This window comes from Robertmurraya sp. (assembly GCF_036676585.1).
In the GTDB taxonomy this organism is placed as follows: Bacteria; Bacillota; Bacilli; order Bacillales; family Cytobacillaceae; genus Robertmurraya_A.
In genome coordinates, this window is record NZ_JAKFCQ010000085.1 from 61,363 (window position 1) to 81,217 (window position 19,855).

Annotated in this window: 16 protein-coding genes and 1 other annotated feature; of the genes, 10 read left to right on the forward strand and 6 right to left on the reverse strand. The window is 38.4% G+C overall.

Annotation, left to right across the window (positions count from 1 at the left end):
- Window positions 1-223 precede the first annotated feature (223 nt).
- Window positions 224-1,519 carry a UDP-N-acetylmuramate--L-alanine ligase gene (murC, locus tag ACGLXV_RS12035; RefSeq protein WP_391558782.1) on the forward strand — a complete coding sequence of 432 codons (1,296 nt, stop codon included), beginning with the start codon at window positions 224-226 and terminating at the stop codon, window positions 1,517-1,519.
- A gap of 33 nt (window positions 1,520-1,552) precedes the next feature.
- Here murC and ACGLXV_RS12040 read toward each other — a convergent pair whose 3' ends face one another.
- Complete coding sequence (locus tag ACGLXV_RS12040; protein WP_391558783.1) at window positions 1,553-2,668, reverse strand: aminopeptidase; 1,116 nt, start codon at window positions 2,666-2,668, stop codon at window positions 1,553-1,555.
- 192 nt (window positions 2,669-2,860) lie between these two features.
- On the opposite strand from ACGLXV_RS12040, the gene ACGLXV_RS12045 reads away from it, so the two are divergent.
- From ACGLXV_RS12045 to ytxJ, 3 genes are all read left to right on the forward strand, one after another.
- The gene (locus ACGLXV_RS12045; protein ID WP_391558784.1) at window positions 2,861-3,331 is read left to right on the forward strand and encodes a DUF948 domain-containing protein; all 471 of its coding nucleotides are present in this window, start codon (window positions 2,861-2,863) and stop codon (window positions 3,329-3,331) included.
- Window positions 3,332-3,345: 14 nt separating this feature from the next.
- Entirely contained in the window at window positions 3,346-3,807 is a 462-nt protein-coding gene (locus ACGLXV_RS12050) for a YtxH domain-containing protein (RefSeq protein WP_391558785.1), read from the forward strand.
- A 109-nt stretch (window positions 3,808-3,916) separates the two neighbouring features.
- Window positions 3,917-4,243 carry a bacillithiol system redox-active protein YtxJ gene (gene ytxJ, locus ACGLXV_RS12055; RefSeq protein WP_391558786.1) on the forward strand — a complete coding sequence of 109 codons (327 nt, stop codon included), beginning with the start codon at window positions 3,917-3,919 and terminating at the stop codon, window positions 4,241-4,243.
- A 19-nt stretch (window positions 4,244-4,262) separates the two neighbouring features.
- Here the strand turns inward: ytxJ and pilM are convergent, their stop codons facing one another.
- Window positions 4,263-6,428 carry a pilus assembly protein PilM gene (pilM, locus tag ACGLXV_RS12060; protein WP_391558794.1) on the reverse strand — a complete coding sequence of 722 codons (2,166 nt, stop codon included), beginning with the start codon at window positions 6,426-6,428 and terminating at the stop codon, window positions 4,263-4,265.
- Between the two features lie 247 nt (window positions 6,429-6,675).
- On the opposite strand from pilM, the gene ACGLXV_RS12065 reads away from it, so the two are divergent.
- The 4 genes from ACGLXV_RS12065 to motS all read left to right on the forward strand — a co-directional run bounded on the left by ACGLXV_RS12065 (window position 6,676) and on the right by motS (window position 10,583).
- Window positions 6,676-7,752 carry a bifunctional 3-deoxy-7-phosphoheptulonate synthase/chorismate mutase gene (locus tag ACGLXV_RS12065; protein WP_119709503.1) on the forward strand — a complete coding sequence of 359 codons (1,077 nt, stop codon included), beginning with the start codon at window positions 6,676-6,678 and terminating at the stop codon, window positions 7,750-7,752.
- Between the two features lie 238 nt (window positions 7,753-7,990).
- A complete protein-coding gene (ccpA, locus tag ACGLXV_RS12070) occupies window positions 7,991-8,989 on the forward strand; it encodes a catabolite control protein A (RefSeq protein WP_119709502.1) in 999 nt (332 codons plus the stop codon).
- Between the two features lie 60 nt (window positions 8,990-9,049).
- Window positions 9,050-9,868: a flagellar motor protein MotP gene (gene motP / locus ACGLXV_RS12075; RefSeq protein ID WP_119709501.1), complete on the forward strand. Its 819-nt coding sequence runs from the start codon at window positions 9,050-9,052 to the stop codon at window positions 9,866-9,868.
- Window positions 9,855-10,583: a flagellar motor protein MotS gene (motS, locus tag ACGLXV_RS12080; RefSeq protein ID WP_391558795.1), complete on the forward strand. Its 729-nt coding sequence runs from the start codon at window positions 9,855-9,857 to the stop codon at window positions 10,581-10,583. Before motP ends, motS begins: the two co-directional genes overlap by 14 nt.
- Window positions 10,584-10,601: 18 nt before the next feature.
- On the opposite strand, the gene ACGLXV_RS12085 is transcribed toward motS, so the two are convergent.
- The 3 genes from ACGLXV_RS12085 to ACGLXV_RS12095 are packed head-to-tail and all read right to left on the reverse strand — an operon-like array spanning window position 10,602 to window position 13,107.
- Window positions 10,602-11,780 carry an acetoin utilization protein AcuC gene (locus tag ACGLXV_RS12085; protein ID WP_391558796.1) on the reverse strand — a complete coding sequence of 393 codons (1,179 nt, stop codon included), beginning with the start codon at window positions 11,778-11,780 and terminating at the stop codon, window positions 10,602-10,604.
- Window positions 11,777-12,424, reverse strand: a complete 648-nt coding sequence (locus tag ACGLXV_RS12090; protein WP_391558787.1) for an acetoin utilization AcuB family protein — start codon at window positions 12,422-12,424, stop codon at window positions 11,777-11,779. The genes ACGLXV_RS12085 and ACGLXV_RS12090 overlap by 4 nt, the downstream gene beginning before the upstream one ends.
- A gap of 50 nt (window positions 12,425-12,474) precedes the next feature.
- Complete coding sequence (locus ACGLXV_RS12095; protein ID WP_391558788.1) at window positions 12,475-13,107, reverse strand: GNAT family N-acetyltransferase; 633 nt, start codon at window positions 13,105-13,107, stop codon at window positions 12,475-12,477.
- 208 nt (window positions 13,108-13,315) lie between these two features.
- Here ACGLXV_RS12095 and acsA point away from each other — a divergent pair, with 208 nt between their 5' ends.
- A complete protein-coding gene (acsA, locus tag ACGLXV_RS12100; RefSeq protein ID WP_391558797.1) occupies window positions 13,316-15,034 on the forward strand; it encodes an acetate--CoA ligase in 1,719 nt (572 codons plus the stop codon).
- Between the two features lie 42 nt (window positions 15,035-15,076).
- On the opposite strand, the gene ACGLXV_RS12105 is transcribed toward acsA, so the two are convergent.
- The gene (locus ACGLXV_RS12105) at window positions 15,077-17,956 is read right to left on the reverse strand and encodes a transglycosylase domain-containing protein (protein WP_391558790.1); all 2,880 of its coding nucleotides are present in this window, start codon (window positions 17,954-17,956) and stop codon (window positions 15,077-15,079) included.
- Window positions 17,957-18,101: 145 nt separating this feature from the next.
- Window positions 18,102-18,330, forward strand: a binding site (T-box leader).
- Between the two features lie 56 nt (window positions 18,331-18,386).
- Here ACGLXV_RS12105 and tyrS point away from each other — a divergent pair.
- Window positions 18,387-19,646, forward strand: coding sequence for a tyrosine--tRNA ligase (gene tyrS / locus ACGLXV_RS12110; protein ID WP_391558791.1), 1,260 nt, complete (start codon window positions 18,387-18,389; stop codon window positions 19,644-19,646).
- The last annotated feature ends 209 nt before the right edge of the window (window positions 19,647-19,855 follow it).

The following is a 19,855-nucleotide window of genomic DNA, read 5'->3' on the forward strand; positions in this document are numbered from 1 at the left end:
TTAGGCTTTTTTTCATAAACTATGGAGTAAAATAGACATAGAAAGAAAAGGTATTATGGCCAAACGTTGCATAGTTTTTATAATTAATAAATGATATAATGTCACAATATGATAAAATCGTGTTCACTATTTGCAAACAAAGAGGACGTAATGCAAAAATGAGCAAATAAAAGAAAATGTCATATACTGTGATACAGTTAGAAGATGGTTGGAGGTTCTTTATATGACAATTTACCATTTTGTGGGTATAAAAGGATCTGGAATGAGTGCACTAGCACAAATTCTTCATGATATGAATTTTGAGGTTCAGGGTTCAGATGTTGAGAAACGTTTCTTTACACAGACGGCCCTTGAACATTTAGGAATAAAGATCCTACCTTTCCAAAAAGAAAATATTGTACCAGGATTAACAGTTATTGCTGGAAATGCCTATAAAGATGAACATGAAGAAATTCAAGAAGCGATGAAACTAGGTTTACCTGTCATTCGATATCACCGTTTCTTAGGTGATTTTATGCAAAATTTCACTAGTATTGCTGTGACTGGTGCCCACGGGAAGACATCTACAACCGGGCTCCTTTCGCATGTCATGAGAGGTGCAAAACCAACTGCGTTTTTAATCGGAGATGGTACGGGTAAAGGGGAAGAAAATGCCGAGTATTTTGTGTTTGAAGCTTGTGAATATAGAAGGCATTTCCTATCGTATTTTCCAGATTATGCAATCATGACGAATATTGATTTTGATCACCCTGACTATTTTGCTAATATTGATGATGTATTTTCTGCATTCCAAGAAATGGCATGGCAGGTGAAAAAAGGGATTTTCGCTTGTGGCGATGATGAGCAGCTTCAAAAGATTCAAGCAAAAGTACCTGTTGTTTTTTATGGCTTTGGCGAAGAAAATGACTTCCAGGCTAGAAATGTTGTAAAAACTACTGAAGGAACGACCTTCGATGTATTTGTTAGAAACACTTTTTATGATACATTCCAAGTACCAACCTTTGGTGATCACAATGTATTAAATGCTCTTGCTGTTATTGCCATTTGTCACTATGAGGAGCTGTCAGCTGACAAGGTCAAGGAACAGCTGTTAAGCTTCACAGGGGTTAAGAGAAGATTTACAGAAAAGCACGTCGGCTCTCAGGTATTGATTGATGATTATGCACATCATCCAACGGAGATTAAGGCGACGGTTGATGCAGCAAGACAAAAGTATCCAGATCGTGAAATTGTTGCTGTATTCCAGCCTCATACATTTACAAGAACACAAACATTTTTAGAGGAATTTGCTGATAGTCTTCAATTAGCAGATAAAGTATATTTATGTGATATTTTCGGTTCGGCCAGGGAGAACCATGGTAAGTTATCAATCGAGGACTTACGCAATAAAATCGAATCGGCTGAAATGATCAACGAAGAAAATACAGAAACTCTAAAGAAACACGAAAACAGCGTCATCCTGTTCATGGGAGCAGGAGATATTCAAAAATTCCAAGAAGCTTACGAACGCCAATTATAAAAAAGATGCAGCTTTAGTGGCTGCATCTTTTTGTTATTTTAAATTCTCAGGATTTAATACCTCGAGCTCTTTGATTACGAAGCGGCCATCCTTTCTAACTAGCACATCGTCAAAGTACATTTCTCCGCCACCGTAGTCGCTGCGTTGAATATTGATCATATCCCAGTGAATGTTCGAATGATTTCCATTAAAGGCGTCATCATAACATTGACCAGGAGTAAAATGGAAGCTTCCATCAATCTTTTCATCAAATAATATATCTTGCATCGGATGTAAGATATAAGGATTCACACCAATGGCAAATTCTCCAACAAAGCGTGCCCCTTCATCTGTATCGAATATTTTATTAATTCGCTCTGTATCATTTGCAGTTGCCTCAACAATTTTTCCATCCTTAAAGGTTAGTTTTACATTTTCAAATGTAAAACCTTGATACGGAGAAGGAGTATTGTAAGTGATGACTCCATTGACTGAATCACGTACTGGAGCGGTATATACCTCTCCATCAGGAATATTCATTTGTCCCGAGCACTTTATGGCAGGAATATCTTTGATAGAGAAGGATAAATCAGTTCCTGGTCCAGTGATTCTTACTTTGTCGGTTTTGTTCATCAATTCGACTAAGGCATCCATTGCTTGATCCATTTTCCCATAATCTAAATTACAAACATTAAAATAAAAATCTTCAAAGCCCTCTGTGCTCATTTTTGCTAGTTGCGCCATTGATGAATTTGGATAACGCAGGACGACCCATTTGGTTTTAGGAACACGGATATCACGGTGTACTTTCTTCCCGATCGTTGATCCGTGAATTTTCATCTTGTCATCAGGAACATCCGCATGCTCGTTGATATTGTCGCCGGAACGTAATCCTATGTATGCATCCATTTGACTCATAACGTTCGCTTCAAAATCTGCCATCAAGTTAAATTGTTCTTCTTGGGCACCTAGAAGTAACGCTCGGTCCACTTGCTGATCTTTAAGAAGTACGAATGGATGTCCTCCCGCAGCATACGCTTCCTTTACTAATGCTGTTACTAGCTCTCGCTGCAAACCAAAATTTTCAATTAGCACCTTTTCACCAGGTTGTAGCTTAACAGAGTAATTAATAAGGTTTTTTGCTAGAAGCTCAATGCGTGAATCTTTCATTTTTTTCCCTTCCTTTTAAAAAACTTTTAACACATTTATTATTGTAACCTAAAGGGCGAAAGTTGGCGCATTTATAACAATTTTGTTTTATTTATGGTAAAATTTTAGTATTGATTTATTGCAATTGGTGTTTAATGAATTCTTAGTAGGGTAAGTAATGAAATGTAAGCGTCAATGGAGGTGCAGGATATTTTGGAGTGGATACTTTATGTCAGTGCAGGGATTGCGGCAATTGCTTTTCTTATTTTAGTTATTTTTCTATCGAAAGCGTTACAGTCTCTTCAAGTAACCTTAGATAGTATTTCAAAAACATTAAATGGATTGGAGCGTCAGCTTGACGGCGTTACAAGGGAAACAACAGACTTGTTGCATAAAACGAATGCCCTAGCGGAAGATATTCAAAAGAAATCAGAAAGCTTAGGAAGTGTCGTTGATTCCGTTAAGGATGTAGGAGTAACGGTACAAAAGTTTAACTCATCACTTCAAACGATCACAAATTCTGTGAACCTTGCAGTTGAGCAAAATAAGGACAAGGTTAGTCAAGTCCTCCAATGGGGCAATGTCCTTCTTGAAATGAAGGATCGATGGACTCATAGGAAAAAAGAAAAGACAGTTGTTGAAAAAGGTCCTAGCGAGAAGGGAAGAGAAAGAAGTTATTATTAGAGGAGGAATATCATATGGTGAATCACGAAACTGAAAAGGAAGATCGACAAAACGTAAATGAAACACCAGGGTCGAAGGAATTTTTAATGGGTGCTATCATCGGTGGGCTAGTTGGAGCAGCAACGGCACTATTCCTCGCTCCAAAGTCAGGAAAAGAAATGAGAACGGAAATAAACACACAAGCTGAAAATTTAAAAGGGAAGACGAGTCAGCTTTATGATGTAGCAAAAACAAAGAGTACTGAATTAGCCGAGGTTGCTAAACTAAAGTCCTCTTCCATTGGACAAGCTGTTTCTAAGCAATCCAATGACATTATGAGTAAAGTGAAGTCGGTCAAACCTGTTAATGATTCTGAGGCAGACGTCGTGTATGAAGACGATTTTTCTCCCGTGTTAAGTGATGATAAGGAACTTCAAAGAAAGCTCGAGGAAACAAAAAGAGCTTTTGATGAAACGGAATCGCAGTTAAATCATTAATAAGCAGATAAATGTTCAAAAGCGCAGTGTAATGATATTATATCTACACTGCGTTTTTTATTACAATTTGTGTAAAATAAACTTATACATATCCTTAGGAGGGGTAGAAATGGAACAAATTCAAACGAAAGAGCAATTTGATGCTCTTGTTGACAATGAGAATTTTTATCTTTTAAAGCATTCGAATACTTGTCCAATCAGTCAAGCAGCTTACGAGGAATACGAAGAATTTACAAGTAACTCAAGTGTTAAAAGCTATTACTTAATTGTTCAAACATCAAGAGAGCTTTCAAATTATATCGCAGACCGCTTTCACATTAAACATGAGTCACCTCAAGCCATCCTTTTTGTAAAAGGAGACGTTGTTTGGCATGCCTCTCACTGGAAGATTACAAGCAAAGCATTAGCTACCGTATCGCAAGAAAATCAATTATGATAAAAAAGGAAGCTAGGTATCATTTGATAACCTGGCTTCCTTTTTGAGTTGGAAAAATGATCTGTAAAGAGTCGAACGGTTCAAGATTATCATAGAACGTTGTTTCTTCGTTATTCTTCAAAAGTATGAATGACCCATTCATTTCTTTTGGAAGGTCAATATTCACCTCTTTAAAGATGTCTTGAAAGATAAAGGGCTGTAAACGTTGATGAGAGATGCTTAAGGTGTCACCATCATAGATGGTGCTATCCTCATATAATTTTTGATCTCCTCGGTTCACAACGGTGATACTCTTTTTTAAGAGTATTTCTTTATTATTGAACGTAACAGGTATTGTTTGATTAAGTATATATTGATTTGCATTCGCAAGGTCTAGTAGAGTAATATTTTCCCTCATTTGTACGGTGATTTTATCATGATTCTCAAAGCTACTTTGAAGTCTTGATTCCATCCCATTACGGTAGAGCTTACCTGAAAAGGAGGGATAAAATGTATCCTTACCATTCAGGGTTAGTTGAAACGGTCGAAGTTCTTCTTTAAGATTTGTCAGATTCAGATAATGAAACAGATCTTCAAGTGTCTTCGGAAATTGAAATAGAATATCATCTCGATCATTAAGTAGATAATTTGTATCTACCGTTTCGCCATTGCATATAAATGTTGGTTCAATTTGGTATGTTTCTCCGTTGATCTCTATTTCATTGGTTGGGATTTCATCAAGTAACTGACCAATGGATAGTGTGGTACGATCTCCATCTTGTCCTTTTTCAACATACAGGACATCCCCGTTTTCAATAGAATCATCTAGGGCACAACATTCTCCATTTTTCATTAATGTCGGAGGAAGACCATATTGACCAGGAATGGTAATGTTTTTTCCATTTAAAGTAACGATCATGGCTAGACCTGGTCGACCGTACAGCTTATTCATTTTAATTCCTGCAGCTAATAAACAATCTCCAACTGTTAATTTTTTCACCTCGAATAGTCTAACGGGTTGTTCATTCACGTAAACAGTCATATATTGCACCGGTGATTGTTTGGCAGCTAGAGCAATACCAATGGGAGTGACAAGCTCTGGTCCCTTTGTGATCTTCTCTGAGATAGTTAAGGACGAAATGGCATCAATCCCTCTTATTGCGACTCGATTTGGAGGAAGCTCAAGCCTCTCAGCAATTTTCTTTGCCAGTTCAGGTGTTAAGCTTCCACCGCCGACTAGCATAACTGCTTTTGGGGATTTGCCATTGTTAAGCTGTAGTACCTCATTGCAAATTGACCCAGCAAGGCGATCAATGGCATAAGAAATTTGTTCAATTGCCTCCCACTTCGAAACCTCTGTCTCAAATCCCAAAATATCAGTGACTGTTATGGACTCTTGGGTATTTAATTGTCTTTTAGCCATTTCGGCTAAAGGGAAATCAAGTAAGTATTGATCACTGATTGCTTCTGTAATTTCATCTCCTGCGATAGGAACCATTCCATAAGCAATAACTGTTCCCATATCGGTTAAGGCAATATCAGACGTTCCAGCACCGATATCCACCAACGCTACATTTAACCGCCTCATGGAGGGAGGAATGAGAACATTTATGGCTGCTATTGGCTCTAGTGTTAAAGCTTCCATCTCTAACCCTGAACGTGTTAAGGCAGCTAATAGGGATTCAACCACAACTTTCGGTAAAAAAGTTGCAATAATTTCTACAGATGCCTCGTCTCCTTGTTGGTCAATCAGGCTACCGATTTCTTCTCCATCTAAACGATAATAAAGGACAGAATATCCGACACAATAATAATAATGACTTTTTTCTTCTTTATATTTCTCTGCAACTGCAGCTTGAGCATGTTGAACAGCTAAAAGCTCCAGATGAAGAATGTCCTGTTTTTGCATGATTGGTTTGCCGTTAATGGGGAGTGATACCTTTGAGCGTTCCGTTCGTAAAGCCCTTCCCGCAGCTGCGACGCATACCTTTTGAAGAGGACCGTGTTTGATTTCAAGTTTCTCTTTTATTTGGGTAATAAGCTTTGATACAGCCATAACATCATGAATTTGGCCATCTAGCATAGCACGCTCCGAGTGTTCTATTGATAACATATCAACCACATGATATTGACCATTCGTTTCTTCAAGAATAATGCCAACACATGAGCGAGTACCTATATCTAAAGCAAACAATTTATTATTCATTGACAAAGAAAATCACACCTTCTAGCTTAGGTTCATATAATAAAGAATCTACTTTAATACTTAAAAGCGTTTAATTATTAAAGAAAATTGCGTGACATTTGAAAATATTTCATATATAATTACTCTAACTTATATAGAAATGTAACACACTTTATGAAGCGGATAAAGAACAATCCTTCTTAGGCTTTTCATTTCGCATGTAATAAAGCATTGTTTTCAAATCTACTATTCAAAGGGGCGAGAAATGATGAGTAATGTTGAGTTAGATCAGCTTAGGGACCGTGTTGACGAGTTAAATGTTGAGCTTTTAAAGTTAATTAATGAAAGAGCTAGACTTGTTCAAGAAATTGGACGTGTAAAGGAAACACAAGGGGTATTCCGTTACGATCCAGTTCGTGAAAGAAGCATGCTTGATATAATTAAGGAAAACAACGATGGACCTTTCCAAAATTCTACGGTTGAACATATCTTCAAAGAAATCTTTAAGGCTGGATTAGAACTTCAAAAGGATGATCATAGCAAAGCATTGCTTGTGTCTCGTAAGAAGAAGGCTGAAGATACAATTGTTGAAGTAAAGGGAGAAAAAGTTGGCCATGGCATCCCACAATTAATTTTCGGACCATGTGCAGTTGAGTCATATGAGCAGGTTGCTGCTGTTGCTGCTTCAATCAAAGAAAAAGGATTAAAATTCATGCGTGGTGGAGCATACAAGCCTAGAACTTCACCTTATGATTTCCAAGGACTTGGTGTAGAAGGGCTGAAAATTTTAAAAAGAGTAGCTGACGAGTACGATCTAGCTGTAATTAGTGAAATCGTAAGCCCAGCTGACATAGAGAAAGCTGTTGACTATATTGATGTCATCCAAATTGGTGCGCGTAACATGCAGAACTTTGAGCTTTTAAAAGCAGCAGGTGCTGTAAATAAGCCGGTTCTATTGAAGCGTGGACTTGCTGCAACTATTGAAGAATTCATTAATGCAGCTGAATACATTATGTCTCAAGGTAATGGTCAAATTATCCTTTGTGAGCGTGGTATTCGTACGTATGAAAGAGCAACAAGAAATACATTAGACATTTCAGCTGTTCCAATCTTAAAGCAAGAAACACATTTACCTGTTCTTGTTGACGTAACACACTCAACTGGTCGTAGAGATCTACTTCTTCCGATGGCAAAAGCAGCTCTTGCTGTAGGTGCAGATGGAGTAATGGCAGAAGTTCATCCAGATCCAGCAGTTGCATTGTCGGATTCGGCTCAACAAATGAACATTGATCAATTTAATGCTTTCTACAAAGAAATTCAAGCTTCTAACTTAGTGCGTGTATAAGATATAACACAAAAAACCGACTTATGAGAGCTTATCATAGGCGGTTTTTTTTGCGTTTTCCACCGTAAAATTGTTTTTTTTGTTAAATAGATAGCCTTTACATTGCGACAATTCACTATGTGAAGTATGATAATGATACATAAATAGACAAGTTTCGATTTTTATATAATGGTTAAAAATGACAGACTTGCAGTAAAATAAACGTAAAGTTAGGACGTATATAGAAGGAGTGGGTATTGTGAACATAACAATTTATGATGTAGCACGTGAAGCAAATGTTTCCATGGCTACAGTGTCACGTGTTGTGAATGGTAATCCAAATGTAAAACCAGCTACAAGAAAAAAGGTTTTAGAAGTGATTGAAAGATTAGGCTATCGTCCAAATGCCGTAGCAAGAGGATTAGCTAGTAAAAAAACAACAACGGTTGGAGTAATTATCCCAGATATCTCGAATCCATTTTTTGCAGAACTTGCTCGTGGTATTGAAGATATTGCGACCATGTACAAATACAACATCATCTTAAGTAACTCAGACCAAAATAAGGACAAGGAGTTACACTTACTGAACACCATGCTTGGAAAACAAGTGGATGGAATTGTATTTATGGGTGGAAATATATCTGAGGAGCATGTGGCAGAATTTAAAAGATCTCCAGCTCCAATTGTTCTTGCTGGATCCTTGGAAGATTCTGAACAAGTACCTTCTGTAAATATTGATTATGAGCAAGCTACGTTTGATGCTGTAAATACCTTTATTGAAAAAGGCCATAAAAAAATTGCGATGGTTATCGGACCTTACCATGAACCGATTAACAAAGAGAAGAAGTTGGTAGGTTACAAAAAGGCATTAGAGGCAGCTGGAATTCCAGTTGATGAAGCTCTTATTGTAGAGGGAGATTATACGTACGATTCAGGTATTGAAGCGTTCGATAAGTTAATCGAACTTCCTGAAAAACCAACAGCTATCTTTGTTGGTTCTGATGAAATGGCCGTCGGAGTTGTACATGGAGCACAAGATAAAGGGTACAGCGTTCCAGAAGACTTCGAAGTGATCAGCTCAGACAATACAAGAATTTCTCTTATGGTAAGACCACAACTAACAACGGTTATTCAGCCTCTGTATGATATCGGTGCAGTTGCGATGCGTTTGTTAACGAAATTTATGAATAAGGAAAAAGTCTCAGAACATACAGTAGTACTTCCGCACCGAATTGAGCTTAGAAGCTCAACAAAGTAAACAGTTTGTCGATATGTTAGGTAGTGGACAAATTCGTTTATGATAGTTGGGAGAGAAACTATGAAAAAGCTTGATGTTCTAACACCTATCGGATTATCGATAGGTGTAATTATGCTGTTATTTGGAATTGTATACAACGGGGGAATAAGCGGACTTTTATCATTTGTTGACCCTGCATCATTGCTTATTGTTATAGGGGGACTACTTTCAGGCTTACTTGTCAGCTTTTCTTTAAAAGATATAAAGCAGATGATCAAAGTTATGAAACAGTCTTTTTCTTCTGACGAAAGGAAGCTTCAAGATTTGATTGATACCTTTGTCCATTTATCGGGCAAAGCGAGAAGAGAAGGTCTCCTTTCACTTGAAATGGAGATTGATCAAGTAGAAGATCGATTTTTACGAAAAGGGATGTTATTAGCTATTGATGGAACGGATCCTGATGTTATTCAAGATATTCTATTAGCTGAAATTTCAGCGATGGAAGAACGGCATAGAAAGGGAAGGGCGATTCTCGAAAAGGCTGGTGATTATGCTCCAGCTTGGGGGATGATCGGGACATTAATAGGGCTTGTTCTCATGCTCAAAAATTTAAATGACCCATCAACACTAGGACCTAATATGGCAATCGCTCTATTAACAACGTTATATGGATCCTTGCTTGCGAACCTGGTCTTTATTCCTATAGCAGCAAAACTAGAGTTGAAGACAGAAAAAGAAGCTTTTATTAAACAGGTTATTGTTGAAGGGGTTATTGGTGTCCAATCAGGGCAAAATCCGAATCTTCTTCAAGAGAAGCTAAGTGCATTTCTGTCTGAAGAAGAACGTGAGGCCAAGGAAAAAGAGTTAAATAGTGAGGCTTTAGATGATGAAAATTACTAAAAAACATCGGCAGCCTCCTAAAGGGGCACCACGTTGGATGGTAACTTTTTCTGATTTAATAACGCTTGTACTTGTCTTTTTTATTCTTTTATTTTCTATGTCGCAAATCGATCTTATTAAGTTCCAAGCACTTGCTGATTCGATGAGAGATAAGCAATTCCTAGATTTTTATCCTTCTATTGTACCACTAGAAGGAGAGGGTGAGTCGGAACAAGAAGAGAATAATGAATCTGCTCAAAGTTTAGATGATCTTTTGGCAGAGGTCCAATCCTATTTAGATGATAATGGGCTAAACAACGTCATCGTTGCCAATCGAACAGAGCGAGGCGTGGTGTTAGTTCTTCAAGAACAAGCATTGTTCCAGTCAGGAGAAGCAGAGATTCTAAATGAATCAAATGCCTTTTTGGACAAAGTGGGAGCGATGCTTGGGGAGATGCCGAATCTTGTAAAGGTCGAAGGCCATACAGATAATCGACCAATTACGACTGAGCGGTATCCATCCAATTGGGAGCTTTCTGCAGCTAGAGCTGGTTCAGTCATCAGATATTTAATTGAAAACTTTCAGCTTGATTCAACGAGGTTTATTGCTGTTGGATACGGTGAGACGAGGCCGATTGTTCCCAACAATAGTGAGGAAAATTGGCAAAAAAATAGAAGGGTCGAGATTGTCATCTCTGATCCAAAATACAATGCTAATGAAATAGCGGATAAATGAGAAAAAGGCTGATTAGTTTCAGCCTTTTTCAATACTCTTTTTATTGTTACGGATCGGATATAATGCTTTTTCGACTGTTTGTGCATTTTTTTCAGTAATTTCAGCTTTCCGAGGAATGGGTGGATATAAATCGCTTGGGTCATCCCAGTGTTTTGGTAATGAGACAGAGGCTTTTGACTGCCATGCTTGAATCCACTCTGTAGGCAATGGATGATTCAAAAGCTCTAAGTTATTGGTCATTTCTAGCCAGAGTAATGACCAAGCTCTAGGAACAACCCTCCAAATATCATACCCCCCACCACCAACAGCAATCCATCTACCTTCACAATACTGATGGGCAATACGATGGGCAAGTTTAGGGATTTCACGATAGATGTTCATGGTAGCTGATAAATGGGTTAAAGGGTCCAAATAATGAGAATCAGCGCCATTCTGGGTTACGATCACATCTGGTTTGAAAAAAGCAGCAACTTCTGTTAAAGAGGTGGTATACGACTCAAGCCACGATTCATCTTCCGTAAAGGCATCAACAGGGATGTTGAAGGAAAAACCATAGCCTTTACCCTGCCCTCTTTCGTTCACATTCCCTGTACCAGGAAATAAATATCTCCCTGTTTCATGTATGGACAATGTACAAACATCCGGATCATCATAAAAGGACCATTGTACCCCATCACCATGGTGAGCATCTGTGTCCACATAAAGAACTCTTGCATGGTATTTTTCTTGAAGATACTTTATAGCTACGGAACTATCATTATAGACACAAAAGCCAGAAGCCTTTCCTTTAAAACCGTGATGTAAACCACCACCAAGATTCAGTGCATGTTTGGCTTTCCCTGTCATAACATAGTCAGCAGCGGTCAATGTTCCCCCAACCAGCCAGGAGCTTGCATCATGCATATGGGGAAAGATTGGAGTATCATCTGTTCCAAGGCCATAATTTTCTGCTTTTTCGGCAGAGAGTTGGCCGAGACCGGCAAGCTTTACTGCATTAATATAACTAGGATCATGAATAAGCTGTAATTCTTCATCGCTAGCTTTCCTAGGTTGAATCATTTGATGATCAGATAGGGCATTCAGTTGTTTTAATAAATCTAGAGTAATTTTTAAGCGAAGCTGATTAAAAGGATGATTGGAGTTGAATTTGTACTTTAGTTGTTCTTCAGAAAAAATAAAAACAGAATCATGGATCATGTCGTAATCCCTGGCAGATTTGGCCATAGGACCGTATATCCTGCTTTTTTTAATTCGTCAATGAGAGTAACCGGATTCATCGTTTGTACTCTCAATACTAGAATTTTAAAGTTTTCATCCTTTTTGTCTGGATAGACAAGCACGCTAAGTAAATTGGCTTTACGCTTACTAATTACTGCAGTAACTTCACAAAGCATTCCAGCTCGATTAGGTACTTTTACTTCTATTTGAGAACCAGGTTGATGGGCTCCAGTTAATTGAACCAACGTATGTAACAGATCAGTTTCAGTTACGATTCCAACAAGTTTTTGGTCTTTTACGATGGGGACACAGCTTATATGGTGTTCATAAAAAACAGCTGAAATTTCTTCTACAAAGTCTAAAGGGTGTCCAGTAATTATATTGGTTCTCATAATTTCTTTTACTGGTTTTTGAAGCACATCACTGTGTTCGGACGCATAAAAAATGGACGGAGTTGCATCCTTAATATCACGATCTGTCACTAATCCGATGATCTGATGGTCAGTATCTATTACTGGAAGATGTCTAATCCGCTTTGTTTTCATCATTTGAATGGCGTCTGCTATCGTGCTGTCAGAGGTTAAAGTTGAGACGTCAGATTTCATAATCTCTTCGACAATCATACTATTTTCTCCCCTTCTATGAATACATCACTCTTTTAGAAACATAAGAGTTAGTACATGAAACGATTCATGAATCTTAATCGATCAAACTTTTCAATCGATTCATTGGGAACACGTTTTCCGATCTTAGCCATAAGACAGTTAGCCGGATGAGAGCTAATTTCAGGGTCATCAGTTGCAAAATATTCTAAACCGCCGGCATTCATCATTTTTTCCATTATTTTGCGATACTCCCACACATTCAAGCCAGTACCTTTCAAATCCCAGTGCCAGTAGTATTCCGTTGTAATAGTAATGAAATCTTCCATTGCATCATCCATCATGGAGACGATAAGTAAGCTTTTCCCTACACTGCAACCTCGGTATTTAGGAATAACCTCAATGGCACCTAATTCAATTAGATCTTCCATTTTCCCTTCAGACCAGCGCTCGAGAGGATCTGGATATAAATAGGTAACATAACCAACAATTGTATGACGGTCCCTCGCTACAATAATCCTTCCTTCTGGCAGGGCTGCGATTTCAATTAATGCTTGATGCTGTTGCGCTGGGGGACGAAAAGCAACTAAGTCATGATGAAATTCATAACCTGATAAGGCTTCAGGAGAGATAGGACCTTCAATAATTAAATCACCATGGGGAGTTTTTAATTTTTTTGCATTATATATTTTAATATGTTCCATCTATACACCACCCAATGAAAATCGTACCTTTTGTAATCAATATTATACATGAAAATCATTTAATTTAAGCGCTTTCACCAAATTTTCTGTTAAATTTAAAAAGATTTTGTGACATAAATATTTTCCTGAACAAATATTTTAAAAATTGAGAAAAATATTTTTCTGTTATATAATAACAATAAGCATGAACAAAGGGGGATACGGTTTGATGAAAGTGGAAGCGCTATCAGTAGTCAATGGGGTATTTAATCTAGGAAACTATGATGAAATGTACAAGCAATTCGACTGGCGAGAAGTGGAAAAGGAATTTTCATGGTCTGAAACAGGTCGAGTAAACCTTGCGTATGAAGCGATTGACCGACATGCAGAATCCTACCGTAAAAACAAGGTTGCTCTTTATTACAGAGATGCAGATCGTAATGAAAAGTATACGTTTAAAGAAATGAAGCAATTCTCAAACAAAGCTGGTAATACATTAAAATCATTTGGAGATGTGGAAAAAGGGGACCGTGTCTTCATTTTTATGCCGAGATCACCAGAATTGTATTTTGCTGTTTTAGGAGCAATCAAACTAGGAGCCATTGTTGGACCATTATTTGAAGCATTTATGGAAGGTGCTGTTCGAGATCGTTTGGAAGACAGTGAGGCAAAGGTTCTTGTGACAACACCGGAACTCCTTGAGAGAGTCCCAGTAGATGAACTTCCTGCTTTAAAAACGATTTTCTTGGTGGGAGAAAATATTAAAGAAGAAGGAAAGTTTATTGATTTTAAGAAGAGATTTGAAGAGTCAAGCAGCAAGCTAGACATTGAATGGGTAGACCGAAGAGACGGACTCATTCTCCACTATACATCAGGGTCAACGGGAAAACCAAAGGGTGTACTGCATGTACATAATGCAATGATTCAACACTATCAAACAGCAAAATGGGTATTAGACCTTAAGGATGACGATGTGTACTGGTGTACAGCTGATCCAGGTTGGGTAACCGGAACTTCCTATGGAATCTTTGGTCCATGGCTTACGGGGACATCTAATGTAGTTGTAGGTGGCCGCTTTAATCCAGAAACATGGTACAAAATGATTGAAGAATACGGCGTTAGTGTTTGGTATAGTGCTCCAACCGCCTTTAGAATGTTGATGGGTGCGGGAGATGAAGTGGTAAAGCGCTTTGACTTAAGTAGCTTAAGACATATTTTAAGTGTGGGTGAGCCATTAAATCCAGAGGTCGTTCGTTGGGGAATGAAGGTATTCCAGCTTAGAATTCATGATACATGGTGGATGACAGAGACGGGTGCTCAATTAATTTGTAATTATCCTTGTATGGAAATCAAGCCAGGCTCTATGGGTAAACCAATCCCAGGAGTAAAAGCAGCCATCGTTGATGACCAAGGAAATGAACTGCCTCCATATAGAATGGGTAACTTAGCCATTCAAAAAGGCTGGCCATCCATGATGCATACCATTTGGAAAAATGAGCAGAAATACGAGTCGTATTTTATGCCGGGTGGTTGGTATGTGTCTGGTGACTCTGCATATATGGATGAAGATGGTTATTTCTGGTTCCAAGGAAGAATTGACGACGTAATTATGACATCTGGTGAACGTGTAGGACCTTTCGAAGTAGAAAGCAAACTGGTTGAACATCCAGCAGTCGCTGAGGCAGGTGTCATTGGGAAGCCAGATCCAGTAAGAGGGGAAATTATTAAGGCATTTGTTGCATTAAGAGATGGATACGAAGTAACGGAAGAGTTAAAGGAGGATATCCGTCAATTTGTGAAAAAAGGGTTAGCGGCTCATGCAGCGCCTCGTGAAATTGAATTCCGAGATAAACTTCCGAAAACAAGAAGTGGTAAAATTATGCGACGCGTCTTAAAAGCATGGGAGTTAGATTTACCAACAGGTGATCTTTCTACAATGGAAGATTAAGAAAAAAAGCAATCCTCTTTTCATTGAGGATTGCTTTTTTGGTTATCCGTTTGAACCATTTCCACCGTTATTGCCAGGATTTGTCCCGTTTCCATTTCCGTTTCCTGAACCGGTTTCTCCTCCTGTACCAGGGTCTGTGCCTGTTCCGGTCCCAGGATCTGTTACTGGTGGTTCAGCAGGCTTTTCCTCTTCTTTTGGCCCGATTAATGCCTCATTCGAAGGTGCTGATTCTTGTCCAGCAATGTCAACCGCGGTTACATAATATTTGCCGTTTCCACCACTAAACGAAAGTGCTGAGCCAACCTTAATACTAGCAACTTTATTTCCATTCAAATACACACGATATCCAACAATATCATTTTCAGGGTGAGAACCCCAAGTAATTTGATTGCCATTTACACCTATTGATAAAGGAGATGGCGCCTTTCCATTATCTGAAAGTTTATCATCCGGAAGAAGAATGTTTGCCCAATTGCTATTGTTCTTTTTCGGAATCAGGTTTTGAACTCCTGTCTTAATTCCAAAGAGTTTTTCAATATAATCAGGGTTTAATATCATTCCTGTTTCTGCAAACTCTGCTGGAGTTGAATCTAGTGCCAAATACTTTTTGTCTCCGATTGTTACATATTTTCCTTGGACTAAGCTGTCATCAACAGTCGTCGGTACGTATTTCGCATTAAATAAGTCGGTTTGAACTAGTCCAGCCTTTGAACATGCATCTGAAGGGAGCAAACCAGAAATACCACAGAATGAACGTCTCACAATTCCACCAGGCATGTTAAAGCTTTCAGCAGGGTCAATTAAAGCAGGATTTACATCATAAGCTGCATTCATCAAGTCAGCCCATAAATAGTTATTCCGTAAGCTATAATTGAGGCCAGATGATTTTAGAGATTTTGGTGTATCATATCCGTTCCAAATACCAAAAGAGACATTTGGATTTACCGCCACGAACCAGGCATCATGGAAATCTGTTCCTGTTCCAGTTTTTCCAGCCCAATCAGATGAAAACTTTAGTCTACTTTTAACGGAAGTAGCTGTCCCCATATTGATTACATCACGCATCATATCAATCGTGAGGTAAGCGGTTTGTGGGCTAAATACTTCTACCGGTTTTACTTCATGCTGGTAAAGAATATTCCCGTCTTTATCAACGATTTTTTCAATCATATATGCGTCGATAAACTGTCCACTATTTGCAAAAGTACCGAATGCATTTGTGTTTTCTTCAACGGTTACTCCGTTATCTAATGATCCAATAGCCGTTGACAATTGTTCATAGTCACCAGGAGTTAAAGCGGAGAATCCCATCTTCTTTAAGTATTCAGCTGGTCTCTGACCAATAATATCTTTGTATAGTTTAACAGCAGGAACGTTAAATGATTTAGCTAAAGCGTATCTCGCAGTAACCAGTCCACTATAGCTCTTATCATAGTTCGTTGGCCAAGGGCGATTAATCCCTGGCGCTAATCGTAACGGTACATCAGGTAAAATACTACCTGGTGATGCCTTTCCAAGCTCAAAAGCAGGGGCGTAAACAAGCAGCGGCTTCATCGTTGACCCGTTTTGACGAATCGCATTCGTAGCATGGTTCAGCTGAGAGTCTTCGGAATACTCTCTACCGCCTACAAAACTCAAAATTTTACCGGTTTTATTTTCAATAAGAATCGCACCTACTTGGACAGGTTCCATAATGGTCACTTCTTCCCCTGTTTCAGGGTCTATTACCGTTTCTGGCTTGTCCGGCCCATAGTTTTGATACTCATTTTTCACCTTATCCATTGCGTCATAAATGTTCTTATCAATCGTGGAGTGAATTTCATACCCGTTACGACGGATATCTCTGTCTGCTAATGTTTGATATTCTTCAAACAAAGCATTGTCATTTTGTAAGTCTTCTTCTGTATAACCATCTTTTTCTGCAAGAATTTTAGCAAGTATGTCTATGGCTCTTTTTTCGATTTCAAAGGTAACCCATGGATATTGCTCTATAGAACTTGTCCCAGCTGGGATAAGATCCTTTGTCACATCATAGCTTAATGCTTCGTCATATTGATCTTTTGTAATCGAGTTATTTTCGTACATTCTTTGTAATACGGTTTTCATTCTTGTTAACCCTGGCTCAAGGTTCTTTTTTAGCTCTCCTTTATTGGTAAAAGGAGTGTAGCCGAAAGGACTTTGCGGCAAACCAGCAATGAAGGCTGCCTGCGGAAGTGATAATTCCTTTGCACTAATCCCGAATAGTCCTTTTGCAGCCGATTGGACCCCTGCAATATTTCTTCCAGAGGAATTTCTACCAAAAGTCGATACATTTAAATACGCTTCCAAAATTTCTTTTTTGTCAAAAAACTTTTCCAAACGTAGAGCAAGAAGAATTTCTTTCGCTTTACGGTCAAAAGAAATTTCATTTGTTAGAATTTGATTCTTAATAAGCTGCTGTGTTAACGTACTTCCGCCAGACTGTACAGAGGAGTTTGTTACCTCTTGGAAAAGTGCGCGTAGAATTGCCTTGGGAACTATTCCGTCATGTTCATAAAAGTATTCGTCCTCAGTAGCAACGACAGCTTTTATTAAATAGTCGGACACTTCCTCTAATTTAACTTCTTCTCTTTCTAGATCTGTTCGAAGCTTTCCGAGGTATACATCATTTGCAAAATAAAGATTCGATGTTTCTTCATAGTTGTATATATCTTTCTTCATACTTTCGTAAGATCGGATAGGTTCGTTTTTTGTCAATGATGCGAAGTAGCCTGCTCCAACACCACCTGCAAACGCCCCACCAAGTAGAATAATAATAAGTAATATTAAGGTCAGGTTCCAAACTACTTGATAGGTAATGCTCGCACCTTTTACTGTTTTTTTATTTGTAAAAAGTTGAAGCAATGTCCTCAGTTTTTCTTTCCAATTACGTTCTTCATTCATTGGCAACATTCCCCCTAAAATCAAGTTATATTATACCACAAAAAGGCTATCAAAAAGGGGGAATCCTGTCGTTTTATGAGAAATTACCTAAAATTGGATTGACAATAAAGGTTCCTTTATGTTAAAAATGCTAATAACACCTAAATATTTTGCCTTGATGGGAATTAGTAGCTGTTCTATCTCTGTTAAAGAAAGCTGACGTTTGATGCGAGTCAGTACATGTAGAATATCGAATTACCTCCCTGAGCATTTACTGTGAACCTGTAATTAAAGTCAGTTATAGCAGTAAACGGTTATTCCGTTATCTTTTTAAGTGGAGGAGCATTCTGTTCCTCAAGTTGGGTGGTACCGCGATTATATTAGTCGTCCCTTCGAATCTTTGATTCGGAGGGGCTTTTTTATTTTTCTCACAATTAAGGAGGATCTTTGTATGGATTTATTACAGGACTTACAGTGGCGAGGAATCGTCTACCAACAAACAGATGAAGAGGGTATTAAAGACGTTTTAGATAAAGAGAAAATATCGTTGTACTGTGGTGTGGATCCAACAGCTGACAGCATGCATATTGGTCATTTGCTTCCGTTTTTAACCTTAAGACGTTTTCAACAAGCAGGACATCGACCAATCGTATTAGTGGGAGGAGCCACAGGTCTAATTGGTGATCCGAGTGGAAAAAGTGAAGAGAGAAAGCTGCAAACACTTGAACAAGTTCAGGTGAATGTAGCGGGAATCAAGGGACAGTTGAATCGACTGTTTAATTTTGAGGGCGAAAACGGCGCAGTTATGGTGAATAACTACGATTGGGCTGGTTCTATGGATATCGTTACGTTTTTACGTGATTTTGGAAAGCATGTGGGAGTCAATTACATGCTGGCGAAGGATACCATTTCCTCACGTTTAGAAACGGGAATTTCTTTCACTGAATTTACGTACACGATTTTACAAGCAATGGATTTCTACTACCTGCATAAAAACTATGAGTGTAGAATGCAAATTGGTGGAAGCGACCAATGGGGGAATATCACAACTGGACTTGAGTTAATCAGAAAGATGTCACCAGAAGGATCAAAAGCTTTTGGTTTAACGATTCCTCTAGTGACAAAAGCTGACGGAACGAAATTCGGGAAAACGGAAGGTGGAGCCGTTTGGTTAGATCCAGAAAAAACATCGCCGTACGAGTTTTACCAGTTCTGGATTAACACAAGTGATGCCGACGTTGTGAAATACTTGAAATTCTTTACATTCTTATCTAAAGAAGAAATTGAAGAGCTTGAAAAAGCCGTTCAAGAAGAGCCGCATCTTCGTAAGGCGCAAAAAGCTTTAGGTGAAGAAATGACTCGTTTGATTCATGGTGAAGATGCATTACAACAAGCCATTCGAATTTCCGCCGCTTTATTTAGTGGTGATATTCAAAGCTTAACAGGAAGCGAAATTAAACAAGGCTTCAAGGATGTACCTTCATTTACTTACGAGCAAGGCAGCAGCCTGAATATTGTTGAGTTACTTGTAAACTCTGGGATTGTACAGTCGAAGCGTCAAGCACGTGAAGATGTGACCAATGGCGCGATTTCTGTAAATGGAGTACGTGTGAATGAACTCGAATACACATTAGACGAAAAAGACCGCATTGACGGAGAGTTTACTGTTATTCGACGTGGCAAGAAGAAGTACTTTTTGATTAAATACTGATGAATGTTGGGACCGCTGATTAAGCGGTCTTTTTTTGTTGTTGTAATAAAATAGACAATCATATGCTGAGGGAGGCACTGGGGGGGAGAAGGAAATTTTTTGAAACTTTTTTCTATACCTTTCGTATTAACTACTAATTACATACGAAAGGAGATTTAAGTTTTATAAAAGAGGTGATTAAATGGAGCTCTTTGGTTTTCCAATTCAGA